Origin of the sequence: Paenibacillus hexagrammi (assembly GCF_021513275.1) — a bacterium.
GTDB classification, from domain to species: Bacteria; Bacillota; Bacilli; order Paenibacillales; family NBRC-103111; genus Paenibacillus_E; species Paenibacillus_E hexagrammi.
This window is the reverse complement of record NZ_CP090978.1, coordinates 5,182,501-5,197,725: the sequence shown is the minus strand read 5'-3', so window position 1 is coordinate 5,197,725 and position 15,225 is coordinate 5,182,501. Positions and strand designations below refer to the sequence as shown.

Genomic DNA, 15,225 nt, shown 5'->3' with positions numbered 1-15,225 from the left:
ATAAGAAGAGCCCTTTCTTGTAAGGGGCTCCTTCTTGCCTTTTTGAGAGAAATGACGATAGGAGATTCATCATGAATAAATGGTATATCCTGCTTGGAGTAGCATGCATGCTTGTTACTTCAGGCTGCGGTTCACACATCAAGCAGGAAGCTGGCTCATCTGACCTGGCAGCCGCAAATGGAAGCGATGCGAAGGCAGGCAGTCTCCATGTAAGCAGCACAAACAACTCTGGCCCGAAACCTGCTGATCAATCGGCACAGCAGGATACGGACCCAACTATGTCCTCCAACGGAGGTCAACCGGGCAGCTCTGCCTCTGCAGCAGGCAGCTCGAGCCTGCTTAGTGGCGGTACGGAGTCGGCTGCCGCAGGTACAAGTGCAGCTCAAGCATCCGTAAGTACGAATGCCACGCTACAAGGAGGAGCCCAATCCTCTTCCAATGCAAATCCAACCGTGCAAGGAGAAGCACAAACCTTCGATGCCAATGCATCATCACAAGGAGCCCCCCAGCGGTCTACTAGTGCCAATACATCTGAACAAGGAGACACTCTGCAGTCTAGTGCCGATACATCTGCATCGGGCGGGTCCCAGACGGCCTCTAGCACCTCTTCATCAATGCTAGGGTCAGTCGAGCCCTCCTCCAATGCAGACTCAGCGAATCAGCCATCTGCAAGTGGCGGAGGAACGGCAGAGCCGTCTTCCCAGCAAGCGCCTTCTCCAGCCACAACCGCTATTAGTATCAGCATTACAGGCGATGATAAGCTTGGCTCTATTTTGCAGGAGACATCCGTACCTGTTCAGGAAGGCATGACCGTGCTGGATGCGCTCAAGCAGGTGACCAAAGCAAATAAAATCCAAATGGAATACCAAGGCAGGGGTACATTTGCTTATGTCCAAGGCATCGATAATTTGTACGAATTTGACCGCGGACCTAAGAGCGGTTGGGTGTACAAAGTGAACGGAAAGGCTCCGGGCGAAGGAGCAGGTTCCTATAAAGCAGCTCCAGGAGATAAAATCGAATGGCTGTACACGCTGGATTTGGGCGAAGACGTCGGAGCGAAAATGCCATGAAAAGCGGCTTTCGCTCCTTTCATCCGTTCGTATGCTTTTTCTACTACATCGGCGCTATGCTGCTCGGAATGCTCGTTACGCATCCTGTCTATCTACTGACTCTCCTGATGACCGGTGTGCTGCTTACGATGTTAAACCGCGAGAGCAGGGCGCTGCTCAGCATGCTGAAGTTCTATCTTCCTATCAGTTTGCTGTACGCTCTTCTCAATCCGCTGTTTTCTCATCGGGGGCGGCATATCTTGTTTTATTTTTGGGATCAGCCGGTGACGCTTGAGTCCCTTGCATATGGAGGATATTCCACGGTCAACCTGCTCAACATCCTGGTGCTGTTCATTTCCTTCAACGCGGTGCTGCCGCCTTCGAGGTTTTTGTATATCTTTGGTTCCTATTTTCCGAAAATAGGGCTGCTCGTCGTCATGTCCATGCGATTTGTACCGCTATTAAAGCGCAGACTAACCGACATCGCTTCGGTCCAACGAATGAAAGGAATTAATATCGCGCACGGCAGCTTACGCAAACGGATGACCGACGGCATGAAGCTGCTGCAAATCCTGCTGACACTCAGCCTGGAGGAAGCGCTGCAAACGGCGGATGCTATGAAAGCAAAAGGCTATGGCTCGGGAACGCGCAGCCGGTATGAGGCGTATGCGCTGATGCCCCGGGACATTCGTCTGCTGGGGCTGCTTTCCGTTTTATTTATAAGCAGTATCGTGTTTCATATGTTAGGTTACGGCGAGTACAAGATCTTCCCGTCACTTGGAGAAGTATCCATACAGGAGTGGAACTGCTGGCATACGGGTGCTTTACGCTATTTGCTGCAGTGCCGGTCATCGTAGAGGCAAAGGAGGTGTGGACATGGCGATCTTGGACATTCAAGAACTAAGCTTCTGTTACCCGGCAAGTGAACGTACCATTCTTGATCAAATCAACCTCACCGTTCAGCCCGGCGAATTTGTGCTCTTGTGCGGGACATCCGGCTGCGGCAAGACAACGCTTTTACGGCATATCAAAAGAGAGCTTTCGCCCGTCGGCACAAGTAGCGGGGAAGTGCTTTTTGAAGGTAAACCGCTTTCCGCATATGATGACAGCTTCATGGCTAGACACATCGGCATGGTGCAGCAAAGCCCGGAGAATCAGACGGTAACGGACCGAGTGCTGTCCGAGCTTGTTTTTACAATGGAGAACGTCGGCTTTGAATCTGAGCTGATGAGACGAAGAGTGGCGGAGTTGTCCCACTATTTTGGACTGGATGCTTGGCTGAGCAAGCCAGTATTTGAACTCTCAGGCGGGCAAAAACAGCTCGTGCAGCTGGCATCTGTCCTTGCTCTGCAGCCGCGTCTGCTGCTGCTTGACGAACCTACGGCTCAGCTCGATCCTCTCGCAGCCAGAGAACTGATTCAATTGCTGCATCGAATCAATCAAGACCTTGGACTCACCATCATCATCGCTGAGCATCGTTTTGACGAGCTGCTGCCGATCGTGGATCGGGTGGTGTTTATGGAAGACGGCTCAGTGAAGCATTCAGGGACACCGCGCGAAGTGACCGAGGCGCTATGGTCGAACGAAGTGGGACATTCTAGAGATTTTGTCCCGCCGATACCAAGGTTGTTTCTGCAAGCGGGTGTGAGTAGGGAAGTCCCCTTGACCGTCAAGGAAGGTCGTAAGCATGCATGGCTTGCAGCCTTGCGATATCAGGCTACACAGTCCGCACAGTCTGCTCGGACCACCCAGACCACCCAGACCACCCAGACAAGCCAGACTGCTCAATCACCACAAACAACTGAGCGAAGCTCAATGAGTCTATTAAATAGGTTCCGACTAGGAGATTCGACAAGTAAACCGAGCAGCAACGACCGCCAGCCTATCCTCTTGGAATGCCGCGAAGTGTACCTGCAGTACACGCCTCAGGATATCGCGCCGGTTCTGAAGAATGCTTCCCTGAGCGTGGCTGCTGGGGAATGCTTAGCTATTCTCGGAGCGAATGGTTCCGGCAAAACCACCCTTCTCAAGGTCCTGGCGGGAATCATGAAGCCGCAAAAGGGAAAAGTGCTATTGGAAGGCAATCACCTTGGCAAAATGAAGGCCCATGAACGGGCTGCGCGGGTCGGATTTCTCCATCAGAATCCTTTGACCTATTTTCTCGAAGAGACCGTGGAGCAGGAGCTTAGTCTAGCAATGGCAAGGGCGGGCTCGCAAGGGAGCCTGACTTTGGAACAAACTGCGGAGACCTTCGGTCTTCTCCATCTGCTGAAGCAGCATCCCTATGATCTCAGCGAAGGTGAGAGACAGCTTGCCGCATTGGCGGGAATTCTGCTTGCCGGAGCCAGCCTGCTGCTGCTGGATGAACCGACCAAGGGGCTGGACCCCGCGGCCAAGCGGCAGTGGGGGGAGAGGCTCCGTGAGCTAAAGCGGATCGGCAAAACAATTGTCATGGTCACGCATGATATAGAATTTGCCGCCGAGTATGCGACAAGGTGCACCATGATGTTCGATGGCACGCTGACGGCAGCGCAGGACCCGAAGCTATTTTTTAGCGATAATTTGTACTATACGACGGCAATGAACCAGCTAATGAGGTGGAACTAACATGGCTCGAACACGAGTTTCTTTCCTCATCGTACTTCTCTTATTCTTAGGCGGGCTAGCGTTCATGACCTGGATGAATGACGAGCAATATTTACTACTATCGTTGTTCTTGGTCTGCGCTTCCATCGTGCCCTTCTTTCTTCGCTTCGAGCAGCGCTCCCTGCAAGCTCGCGAAATCGTGCTGATCGCAGTGATGGCCGCTATAGCCGCGGTAGGACGCGTTCCCTTTGCCGCATTGCCAAGTGTGCAGCCGACCTCCTTTGTTATCATCGTATGCGCGGTCGTCTTTGGCCCGAAACCGGATTTATGGTCGGCGCAGTCGCTGCCTTGGTCTCGAACATGTTCCTTGGTCAAGGTCCGTGGACTCCGTGGCAAATGTTCGGCTGGGGCATGATCGGCTGGACGGCCGGACAATTGTACCGTTGGGGCTGGCTGAGGGGCCGCATCACACTAGCCATCTTCGGGTTTGTCTGGGGATTTGTATTCGGATGGATCATGAATATTTGGTTTTTGGCCAGCATGGGGCAAAACCTCACATGGGCCTCGTTCCTGGCAGCCTATGCTTCCAGCTTTTATTTCGACCTCGCACATGCGCTTAGCAACGTGTTCTTCTTGTCACTCTTAGGACCGGCTTGGATGAGAATTATGGAGCGGTATAAGCGGAAATATGGACTTTTGGACTTGCAACTTAAATAGAGGAAGCAGCCTGCTTGGGTCGTGTTTGACCTGGGCGGGCTTTTTTCAGTATATAAAAATTTACAAGTTTTGAGGTGAGTGGAGGTTACCGTTTATTGGAAATTTTACCGAACGTTATTCCCCATGTCATAGAACGAAAACCCAAATATTTCCGTCAATTTCATAGTGAGGCTAAAAAAATGTTTCACAACATCGAAATGGAGGAGAATGATGATGAAACCGTTACAGGGAATGACGCTCGGAGCAATAATTCGTTTTTTAAGTGCAGGATTCATGATAAGTGCTCTTATAAGTATTGGGATTTTTAACAGAGCACAGGCATCCCATTCGACAGTAGTACAAGTAAATAGCGACAAGGGAACGAGTGAATCCAAAATTTCCAACTCTGATGGATCGGTCACACTAACAAAACTAAACGATGAACTCTGGGTTCATACGACCACCATGAACATAAACGGGAATGAAGTTCCAGCAAATGGACTTCTTGTCAATACTTCGCAAGGGCTTATTCTTATTGATGCGACATGGAATGATCAACTGGCAGAAGAACTGCTAACATTAATACATGATCATTTTCATAAACGAGTAAAAAAAGCGATTATCACCCACCATAAAATCGATCGAATCGGTGGTATAGGCACGTTATTGAAACATAAAATCCCCGTTGAAAGTACAGCATTGATTGCACATATGGCTAAAGAGGCAGGGTACCCTGTACCTGATCCTGCTCTGGACGATCATCCGTTAATGAAGTATGGCAAAACGATCATCGAAGCCTATTACCCCGGAGAAGCACATACGAAGGACAATATTACGATTTGGTTTCCTCAATATAAGATATTGTTTGGGGATATGATTTTTTCTTTAGAACAGCAAAACGTTGGGATTATTGATGAAGCCACCATGGATGCTTGGCCGTTTACCATTCAAAATCTGATAAATAAATACCCGGACGCCCAAATTGTTATTCCTGGCCATAAAAGTTGGGGCGATTTTTCGCTGCTTTCACATACGAAAGAAAATTTACATAACTATCAAATGTCACAATGAATAGTAGCATTTTCAATTGATTTGTATATATCCCAAATGAGATAGTCACCGTATCGCTTGACTTCAGTGCGGTGTGACCGACTTTTATAACAAGAAATGGTACAATATCAGCCATCCGCAAAAGAATGATTGAAAATTTCTTCGGTCAGGTATCCTAAGGCTGTATTTTTAGGTATGATGAAACATGCAAGCTAACGCCAAAATGAATTTTGCTGTCAACATATATACCGAATAACTCTAAGAAGGGATGTCTCCATGAATAACATTGAAATTGAAAAAAATATTTGTTAACCGCATTTCCATCTCAACAGCTTGAATCCGGCGAAATTATGCTGACTGACAAAGAGCATTTGTTTCAAACTTACCTGGCCTTTACGGAGGATCAGGAAATTCGAGTAAGAAAATCCGTGAACCTGCAGGGGCATACAAGCTGCACACATACGTATAAAACAGGACAAGGACTCGTAAGGCAGGAAATTGAATATGAGATTTCGATGAATATCTATCATCAGCTTTTATCAAATACGGACTTAGTTCCTCTTGAAAAAATACGTACAACCGTACAGCACCAGGGCAGGGAGTACCAGATTGACGAATATCCGCATTTGGACCTTAGAGTCGTGGAAGTTGAATTTCCAAGTGTAGAAGATGCTGAAGCCTTTGTTGCCCCTAATTGGTTCGGGAAAGAGCTTGGCAAGGAAGAAGAGTATCGAAATAAACAGCTATGGGTTGGACTTCAACATCCGAGCGTTGCAAACAGGCATTTGAAATCAAACTAGCGGATATGAATTCGGCTCCCCCGGAGGATACAAAAATGGCAAACCCCGTAGCTTTTATTTTTGCTCATCCTGACGATGAGACATTTTTGTGCTCAGCCTTTATACGCAAATTAGCCGATGAAGGCAATCACCCTTTACTGCTGCTGGCAACCAAAGGCGACGCTGGCAATAAGAACGGCTCCTACCTTCATGCAAGCAGGGAAGAACTGGCTGCAGTACGGGTACGGGAAATGGAAGAGGCCGCCGCGATTCTCGGCTTGCATTCCATTACGCACCTGGGCTATCCCGATGGTCTGCTCGATACCGTGAATGAGCCGGAATGTGTGGAACGGATTGCAGATTTTCTTAATCTGCATAAATGTCCCGTCGTAGTGACCTTTCCGGAAAACGGAGGCAACGGTCACCGGGATCATATGGCAATATCCAAATTGACGACCATGGCCGTCACATCGGGACGGTGCCCTTATGTGCAGAGGCTGTATTACATAGCAGCCTCTGCTACTCCAACCGCTGCACCCGCACCTGCGGCGGTACCTGAAGCCGCGTCTGCCGTCGCATCTGCCGCTGCACCTGAAGCAGCGTCAGCTGCCACACCCGCAGCAGCAGGTCAACATGCACAGCCCATCGGGCCGCAACTGGACACAAGGCCGATGTGGAATATCAAAGCTGCCGCCTTACGCGCTCACAACTCCCAAATCCTTGCCATAAAGCGATATTTTGGAGACTTAAACGAGTGCCCGGAAATTCGCCGCTTTGAGACGCTCCAGCTGGTATGGGAGAGAGGGAGTACGCAGCCGCAATCTCATGTGCTTTGGTTAACGGAAGGCTTGGAAAAGGAATAGCCGAGATGAGAAGGAGAATTTCATGAAACTCATAGAACTCCTGGAGCAATTCACTTTGAAGAACTTCTTCTTAGTTGCTGTGAAGCTAGATTCACAAAGGGAAGGGTTATTCTAATCCAACATGCTCGACATGCTCTCACGGTTGACAGACGACTAGGAAACTTCTCTATAAATAAAAAAAGGAGCCTCAGGTGACCTTATAGTCCACCTGAGGCTCTCCGTTTATCATCTGTGATGCGAACCGCCATAACCTAACGTTTACCATCCCTATAACTTGACGCTATGAATTATCACTCGCGGAACACGGCTTACTAACCCTACTCATATATCCATCGATCATCCCTACCAACTCTGCCGCAAGGCAAACAACTCGCGCAGCTCGTCGTTCGAAAGCTCCGTGACCCAGCCTTCGGAAGTGGAAATCACGTTCTCGCTGAGGCTCATCTTACTCTCGAGCATCTCGTCGATCTTCTCCTCCAGAGTGCCCAGAGAGATGAATTTATGCACCTGCACATTCCGTTTCTGCCCCATCCGGTAGGCCCGGTCTGTAGCCTGGTTCTCGACCGCCGGGTTCCACCAGCGATCGTAGTGGAACACATGATTCGCCGCCGTCAGATTGAGGCCCACACCGCCGGCCTTCAAGGACAAAATAAAGATCCCCGGTCCGCCCTCAGACTGGAACGTATCAATCATGCGGTCGCGCTCAAGCTTCGGCGTGCTCCCGTTCAAATACAGCACGCGCTCTCCGAGCTGCGCCTGCAGCACATCCGCCAGCATGCGGCCCATGCCGACGTACTGCGTAAAGATCAGGCAGGAATCGCCTTCGTCCCGAAGCTCTCCTACCATGGCGACAAGCCGCTCCAGCTTTGCGGAGCGGGAGATAAACCCCTCACGCAGCTCGTCGGAGCGCAGCGTTTCCTCGGACAGCTCCGCCTCCTTCGTCAGCAGAACCGGATGGTCGCACAACTGCTTTAACTGGGTTAAAGCAGCCAGGATCGCTCCCTTCCGCTCCATGCCTTCCAGCCGCTGCATGCGCTCCATAAGATCCTTCACGGCCTGTTCATAATAGGCCGCCTGCTCAGCCGTGAGATTCATATAAACCTTCATCTCCTGCTTATCTGGCAAGTCCAACTGAATAGCGGGGTCCTTCTTCTTACGGCGCAGCATGAAGGGCTTAACGAGCTTTTGCAGCTCCAGCGTCCGCTCCTCGTCATGATGCTTCTCGATGGGATTAGCGAACCGGTGTTGAAATCCGCTTGAATTCCCCAAGTAACCCGGATTCAAAAAATCGTAAATCGACCAAAGCTCGGACAATCGGTTCTCGATCGGCGTACCCGTCAAAGCAATTCGATGCCGGGCTCGGAGAGAACGAACGGCGGCGGATTGCTTATTTTGCGCGTTTTTGATGTTTTGCGCTTCGTCCAGACAGAGGGAGCTCCAGATAATGTCTTGCAGCAGCTCTTGATCCAGCAAAGCTGTTGTATAAGAGGTAATGACAACATCCGTATGAGCTAATTGCTCGGCCAGTTGTTCACCGTTCAATCTGCTCTTGCCGTAATGAAGCATCACGTTCAAAGTGGGAGCAAATCTAGCCAGCTCCCTCTGCCAATTGCCCAGAACAGACGTAGGGCAGATCAGCAGGGCAGGGGAATCCGATTCGTGCTGATGCTCCAGCAAATAGGTAATGAATTGAATCGTTTTGCCGAGTCCCATGTCATCGGCCAGACAGGCGCCCAGTCCGAACTTGCGAAGGAAGCTCAGCCAGGTGAAGCCTTCGCGTTGGTAGCTGCGCAGCTCGGCTTGCAATCCGGCGGGGACATCCAGCAGCGTCAGCTCGGAAGGCTGACCCAGCTGGCGTACAAGCGCAAGCAGATGCTTATTCAGCTCGACCTCCATCTCAACACGGGCTGCTGCTTCTTCCTCATTGATGGCATCCTTATCGCCACTGCCGTTCGCAGATTGCGGTCCGTCAGCTTCATTCAAAAGATGAAGCTGAAGAACATCCTGCAGCGACAGCCCTTCTTCGGGGCTTACGCTGGACATGATCCGGCGAATCTGCTCGAGCAGCGCCGGGTCTAGGTACACCCATTCGCCGCGAAAACGGACAAACCGCTGTTTCCGGCTCAGCAGCTCAGCGAATTCGGCTTCGCTGAGATCCGCGCCGCCGATGGCGATGCGCCAGTCGAAGTCGACGAGAGCGCTCAGCCCGAACAGCGATTTGCCGCGTCCGCCGGCGCCCGCGGCAACCTTGGCGCGAAGCCGCGGCTTGCGCTTCGACGCGGCTTCCCACCAGCTGGGCAGCATGACGTTCCAGCCGTCATCCAGCAGCTCGCGGCTGCCCGCCGTCAAGAACTGCCAGGCCGCCTCGTCGCTCAGCGGCTCGGCAAACAGCACGCCGCCTCCCGTGCCGGGGAGTGAGGCGGACAACCGCGCTGCCCATCCGGTCGAACGCTCCCGGATGTAAGGTTCCCACTGGACAGGCCATTTGCCCTTGGCCTGTCCGTCAACCGTTAAGCGGATGGGCACCAGCATGGCGCCTTCGTTCTTGTCCTGCAGCACCAGCCGCAGGCGCCATTCATCCGCTTCCTCATCAGGCTCCATCAGCTGCAGCGCAGGGCGGAAGGGAGCCGTGTCGGGCTTCCAACCCAGCCGCACGAGCCACTCCTCTTCCGTGTAGTTCTCCGCGCTCGCAGCGGCCCCTTCGGCAAGCTCCCGCCCCCTGAACAAGGCGGGATAGCTGCGGCGCAGCTCCAATACGGAAGCCTCATCGGCATAGTGGATTCCCCATACAGCGGCGGAGAACGCGGCTCGAAGTCCCGGTACCTCTTCGTCTAGGCCGCTTAGTATCCTCGCTCTAACCATGCTATCCGTGTCATGGTTTCCCGGCTCCACAAGAGTGTCCTCTGCATCCTCGTCAATTACATCCAATCCGAGGCGGCCATTACCGTCATCGGCAGAGGATATTCCATCACTAGCCTCAGTAATCGCCCCCGATTCCGAACCTGATCCCATTTCCAACTCAAGCCCTGATTCTTCCGGCTTTTCTTCCCAGATCCATTGTAACTGACCTGACCGGTAAGCTTTGTAGCTGGGAATAAAGCGTCCTTCGCGGGCTTCTCTGTATAAGAGCGGAGCAGCCTCCAGCAGCTTGATAACGAGCTCATCCTCATGCTTCCACCTCAGCATATCCATAAATGCAGGCTCTGCGAAGAAGGGGAGCACCATCTCGGCAGGAAGGATCGTTACGGATACATCACCGGCTTGCTGCAGCTCCAGCTTTGTTCCGTAGCAGGATGGCTCGTGCCAGGCGAAAAGAAGCTTCCGTAGCGTGTGACCGGACATTTCCCGTCCATCCTGCAAGCCCCAAAGCAGTGCATCTCCGCTGTCCGTCAAGACGGCATGGAGCGTGATGTCATACAATTTTGCGCTCATTCTAACAGTTTTCCTTTCCTTAGTTCTTCCAACAGTGCCCTCAGCCGGCTGTTCCGTTCCACGAAATCGGCAAAAAAGCTCTCCCAGACCCCGATCTGTTTCATCTTTTTGTAAACCTTCTCCAAACGCTTGAGCAGCTTGACGGCTTGCTTGTAATCGTATCTGTTCTTCAATCCTACATAGTAAGCTATAGCTTGATGATAGTAGGGCAGCAGCAGACTAGGCATTTCTTTCTCAATAGGCTGCAAAACGCTGACTCTATGAGAGAGAGGATCCACGCCTTGAATGATCTGCATTTCGATCCATACTTTCCATTTCCGCTGCTCATACAACAAGTCCTCCAGAACGGGAAGCGAGCTCGGTAGCATCTGCTCGAGAACCGTCCACATCTGTTGTTCAGCTTGCGGGATATGTCTGAGTACTTCTTGCCAATAACGAATATACAGATCGATCTGAACACGGGGCTTCCCATCAAAAACAGAGAAGGACTGCCTCAGCCATTGCAGTAAACTATCCCACTTGCTCTTTTCGATCAAATGGTCCATGAAAGGCTGTAAGAAATCCCCTGACGCATGCTTCAGCAAACCGCTGTTTTCTATGGCTGCCCACGCATCAAGCTCCCGATCATCTTGCATGTACAAAAATGCCAATACGGCAGATAAAGAAGGAGAAGGAGGAGACCCTGCTTTTGCCAAGGCCTCCGTTTCGAGGAGCTCCTGAGACACGAGCTTAGCCGTTTTTTCATTCTTTTTGACCCACTGCTTCCATATCTCTGTGTATAACTTGTACTCCAGCAGTTTATGGCCGGTTTCCTCCGTCAGGAGGCCCCTGACATATTGCAGGGTTTGTACAAGTCGTTCATGAGAATCAGTGCCTATAAGGCCGCTATCCTGACTTCGAATCCAATCAAAAATATCATCGTAGACTCTATACACGGCAAAAGAGGTGTAATAATTCACGCTTCCAGAAGCGTTTTGTTGTTTAATTTTACGGAGGATAAAAAGTCGTTGATGCAGCTCAAAATAGATCCGGTCCGTATCCGTCAATGGACTAGACTCTTTCCACAAGCCCCGCAGCTGCTGCCTGATCATCTCCACGTAAATTCCTTGATCATAAGCGGGCTTAATGTGCGCGGTGGCCCGTTCCATGAGGTCATGCCAGCCCCATACATCCATACCGGGCAGTTGCTCAAGCAGTAATGCAGGGGTGGCGACAGCCCGTTTTTGAAAATGTTTGGCGTTAACCATCTGCGAGGCGGGATACCCGTACCGGTCACCCAGCTCCATCATGACAGCCGCGAGGTGCTTGCATGCAGATTGGACAGGACATGTACAGCTGCTAATCTTTGGCTTGTCCATGTTTAGTGTAACTTTATATGACCCAGTTCCTGTTACTTTTGCTTTCACGATCGGATAATCGGAAAGGCTAAGAGTCTCAATGCGCAGCTGCTTAAAGTAGTTGAATCCCCTGCTAAGTGTGACTTCATTAAAGGACTTTGCTGCAAACTCCAACAGCCTGGTCCAGTGTTCATCATTGATTGTTATGACAGCACCCATACAAATTCTCCTAGCTCTAGAGAGAAAGATTTAGTATGCATTCATTATAATCCCAGGGGCGATGAAATAGGAACCTTTCAGCTTTTTTCCAGACATAATAACAATCAAACTCACTCAAATTACTATAGTTCGCCCATTCCGCAATCCAAAGGAGAGATCTCAGAGAATGCAACAGCAAACACAAGCAAACAACCAGACGCCAGGTATAGCTAACATGAATCACGGTGGTCATGAACTTTTTGATCTGCACGAGGTGCTTTCCTGCACCATCAATGTGCTTGATCAATTCATGATCTTTAGACAATATGTACAAGACCCTGAGCTGCTTGATATCTTGGACCGTCAATACAATTTTACGCTGAGTCAATATAATATAACGGCGGAATGCTTTACGACCGGGCAAAAGCCAAGTCAAGAAACATCGACCTATATGATCAAAGAGATGAGACAGCCGGTGTACGGTATCAAGCCAACACAGCCAAAGAAGCCGAACCAATCACTCTCCGACGTCAAGGATGCGGGAATCAGCGGACACATGCTGGGCCTCATCAAAGCACACGCATCGACTCTTACCATGACATCTGTAGAAGTGACGAACCCGGTAGTTCGCCGTGTACTTGCATCCCAAGTACAAAATTTTATTGAAATGGCCTATGAAATTTTCCTTTACCAAAACAAACATGCCTACTACCAAGTACCACAATTGGAAGCATCCGATATGCAAAAAATGCTGACTTCCTACGTTCCAGCAACCGGGACGCCTCAAATGCCTGCTAACAACAATGCAGGTGCTTCAACCGTTCATTAAAAAACAAAGCCCGACATTGGTTACTTTAAACCGGTGCCGGGTTTTTCATGTTTACATGTTTACTTATGGAATCGGATGCCTAACGCTTTGAATTTATTTTTCATAAAAGTGAAAGGGCATTTCGACGGAACGCTATCGTCATCTCGCAGAAAATACTGCTTCCACTCATAATTGTCTTCCTGTCCATACCAGTTAAGAGAGGGATGTGCAGGAATCCCGTCATAGTCGTGCAGCTTGTGCCGAATCAATTTTTTCATATTGCGTCCGAATGGAGTAGAGTCATTCATGTTTTCAAATACCCATCTAGGTTGGAAAGCGATCAGGAAATGAGTGAAGTGTCTGCTTTTGCGAATTTTGTGCGCGGGTGTGCTGCAGAATGTGAAGTAGGGTTGACCGTCAAAGCAAAACTCCCATGTATGGTGCTGCGGATCCTGGCTTATATGCTCTGGCCATGCTTTAGGATCCTTTTCAGTTATTCTGCTTAGCACTGACCAGAACAAACGCTCGTAGTCTTCTACCGTATATTGTGCATGAAGCTCTTTTGAGGTTTGAAAAAAAACGACAAGGGATGCGTATTTTCCAGTATTCCGAGACTCAGGCCCGTACATCTTCAGAAGCTGCGCCACCTGTTCGATGGCTTCATCGCTTCTCGGGTCCTGGACAAAACCAAAACGCAAATTGTTTGAAAGAAAACCCTGACGTCCGGGTACGCAAGGGTATGTATGTTCAGCATCAGCAATCATATTTCGAAACTCAAGAAAGGCATTCTGCTCCCATTCAGGCAAAGTGGACACCTGCTCTTCTATCCAATCCTTCGTTCGTAATACTGCCATCTCAGCCCCTCCTCTTCGCTACACAAAGCATCGTATGCAAAAGCGGAGGGATGGGTGAATGCCCAGGGCAGTAGGATCTAGTTCGATCTATTATATGATCTCTATTTCAATGGGACCGCAGGAATAGCCGTTACAGGCGCTCTCGGAACAAGGGCAGGCGGAAATTGCCACAATTAGATCTTCCTCTGCTCGAAACTCGATATAGTCACCTGGCTTGGACAAAGGACGCTCGACAGAAGTACTACCTGTGGGAGAAATGACCGTATTCATAAAGAGGTTCAATGCGTAGTGCTGATCCGGAGCAGCTATGCCGAATGCTGCAAGCGCTGTGTTTAAGTTATGATAGCAGCTGGCATGGTTTTGTTTGTTATACAGGGCTTCGTACATTTCGGAGCGGCAGGATGAATTGATCAAATCATGCTTACCAACTGTATCGGAAACGACCGTTAGTAGAGGTTTATAGGTCTGTGAGTATATCGTGTCGCCAGGCTTTATGTTCAAGGAGCGCAGCGCATCTATTGTTACGCTTGGATCTAACCTTTCCCCGGATTCATCGGCACGGTATGCAATAAAATCTGCGACCTGCTCGCCCTCCACATCCGTAATACGAACCACCTGATCTTTATCGAGTTTAAATCCAAGCCCCTCTGTGGCAGGAATTAACCATTTTTGAGTGATCATCTCATTCCTCCTGATTTATGGTCAAAGGTAACTGTATGTAACTTTAACAGTATGGCTTATGCGGGTAGTCATCATGCAACCGCTTATCTTATTGAAGCTCCATACTTTATCCCGAATAAAGAGTCATCGAACTGCCTAGTTTCGTTGTATAATGTTTCCTAAGCATGTTAGGGGGAAGCATATATGACATTGATGAAGCATTTACAAGCATCCGATGAATTTGTCGGCTTTTATTTAATTAAAGAGCTAGAAGTGAAACAAACGAACGCCACACCGCCCAAAGAATATTTTGACATCGTCCTTTGCGACTCATCCGGGCAGCTGCCTGCCAAGCTATGGGATGCTTCGTCGGTTGATAAGGAAACATTTTTTCCTATGATGCTCGTTAAAGTTCAGGGTCTTGTACAGCTGTACCGCGAAAGACCGCAAATCAAGATTACGCGCATTCGCAAAGCAATACCTGAGGATGGCGTCCAAGTAAGCGACTATATTCGTTCTGCGCCGATTAGCCCTGCGGATCTTATTCATACAATCCAACAAGTGATAGATTCCATTGAAAATTCGGATATAAAAACAATCGTCTCTTACTGCGTGGCCAAGGTCGATGACAAGCTTGCTCATTATCCTGCCGCCAAAACCCATCATCACGCCTACTTTGCGGGCCTAGCGTACCATATTGTTCGAATGCTTGAGCTTGGGGAGTTTATCTGTAAGCAGAGGCCTTTTCTTAACCCGGGTCTTATTAAAGCGGGCATTATTCTGCATGACATCGCCAAGCCGGAAGAAATGACCGCGCAGTTGGGAATTGTATCGGAGTACAGCATACAAGGGAAGCTAATCGGGCATATTTCTATGGTATCCAATTGGATTACAGAAGCGGCGATTAAATGTG

The 15,225-nt window shown here is 49.8% G+C and carries 12 protein-coding genes and 1 pseudogene (1 of these 13 only partly in view); 9 read left to right on the top strand and 4 right to left on the bottom strand.

Annotated features, from left to right (window positions below; genetic code table 11):
- Positions 1–71 precede the first annotated feature (71 nt).
- The 7 genes and pseudogenes from L0M14_RS23745 (at position 72) to L0M14_RS23715 (ending at position 7,023) form a co-directional block, all read left to right on the top strand.
- A complete protein-coding gene (locus L0M14_RS23745; protein ID WP_235118962.1) occupies positions 72–1,070 on the top strand; it encodes a DUF4430 domain-containing protein in 999 nt (332 codons plus the stop codon).
- Positions 1,067–1,906, top strand: a complete 840-nt coding sequence (locus L0M14_RS23740) for an energy-coupling factor transporter transmembrane component T (RefSeq protein ID WP_235118961.1) — start codon at positions 1,067–1,069, stop codon at positions 1,904–1,906. The genes L0M14_RS23745 and L0M14_RS23740 overlap by 4 nt, the downstream gene beginning before the upstream one ends.
- A 19-nt stretch (positions 1,907–1,925) precedes the next feature.
- Positions 1,926–3,656, top strand: a complete 1,731-nt coding sequence (locus L0M14_RS23735; protein WP_235118960.1) for an ABC transporter ATP-binding protein — start codon at positions 1,926–1,928, stop codon at positions 3,654–3,656.
- 1 nt (position 3,657) lies between these two features.
- A pseudogene (locus tag L0M14_RS23730) lies at positions 3,658–4,352 on the top strand (ECF transporter S component).
- 213 nt (positions 4,353–4,565) lie between these two features.
- The gene (gene bla, locus L0M14_RS23725) at positions 4,566–5,402 is read left to right on the top strand and encodes a subclass B1 metallo-beta-lactamase (RefSeq protein WP_235118959.1); all 837 of its coding nucleotides are present in this window, start codon (positions 4,566–4,568) and stop codon (positions 5,400–5,402) included.
- Between the two features lie 329 nt (positions 5,403–5,731).
- Complete coding sequence (locus L0M14_RS23720) at positions 5,732–6,181, top strand: CYTH domain-containing protein (RefSeq protein WP_235118958.1); 450 nt, start codon at positions 5,732–5,734, stop codon at positions 6,179–6,181.
- Between the two features lie 35 nt (positions 6,182–6,216).
- Positions 6,217–7,023, top strand: coding sequence for a PIG-L deacetylase family protein (locus L0M14_RS23715; RefSeq protein WP_235118957.1), 807 nt, complete (start codon positions 6,217–6,219; stop codon positions 7,021–7,023).
- Positions 7,024–7,365: 342 nt separating this feature from the next.
- On the opposite strand, the gene L0M14_RS23710 is transcribed toward L0M14_RS23715, so the two are convergent.
- A complete protein-coding gene (locus L0M14_RS23710) occupies positions 7,366–10,455 on the bottom strand; it encodes a DEAD/DEAH box helicase (RefSeq protein WP_235118956.1) in 3,090 nt (1,029 codons plus the stop codon).
- Entirely contained in the window at positions 10,452–12,011 is a 1,560-nt protein-coding gene (locus L0M14_RS23705) for an SWIM zinc finger family protein (RefSeq protein ID WP_235118955.1), read from the bottom strand. The genes L0M14_RS23710 and L0M14_RS23705 overlap by 4 nt, the downstream gene beginning before the upstream one ends.
- A 166-nt stretch (positions 12,012–12,177) precedes the next feature.
- Between L0M14_RS23705 and L0M14_RS23700 the strand changes: the two genes are divergently transcribed.
- Complete coding sequence (locus L0M14_RS23700) at positions 12,178–12,819, top strand: spore coat protein (RefSeq protein WP_235118954.1); 642 nt, start codon at positions 12,178–12,180, stop codon at positions 12,817–12,819.
- Positions 12,820–12,878: 59 nt separating this feature from the next.
- Here the strand turns inward: L0M14_RS23700 and L0M14_RS23695 are convergent, their stop codons facing one another.
- Complete coding sequence (locus L0M14_RS23695) at positions 12,879–13,652, bottom strand: YqcI/YcgG family protein (RefSeq protein WP_235118953.1); 774 nt, start codon at positions 13,650–13,652, stop codon at positions 12,879–12,881.
- Positions 13,653–13,742: 90 nt separating this feature from the next.
- Positions 13,743–14,333, bottom strand: coding sequence for a DUF1989 domain-containing protein (locus L0M14_RS23690; RefSeq protein WP_235118952.1), 591 nt, complete (start codon positions 14,331–14,333; stop codon positions 13,743–13,745).
- Between the two features lie 183 nt (positions 14,334–14,516).
- On the opposite strand from L0M14_RS23690, the gene L0M14_RS23685 reads away from it, so the two are divergent.
- On the top strand, positions 14,517–15,225 hold the 5' portion of the coding sequence (locus tag L0M14_RS23685; protein ID WP_235118951.1) for a 3'-5' exoribonuclease YhaM family protein. The gene runs 248 nt beyond the window's last position; 709 of the gene's 957 nt are visible here — the first part of the coding sequence; the start codon lies at positions 14,517–14,519; the stop codon falls past the right edge of the window.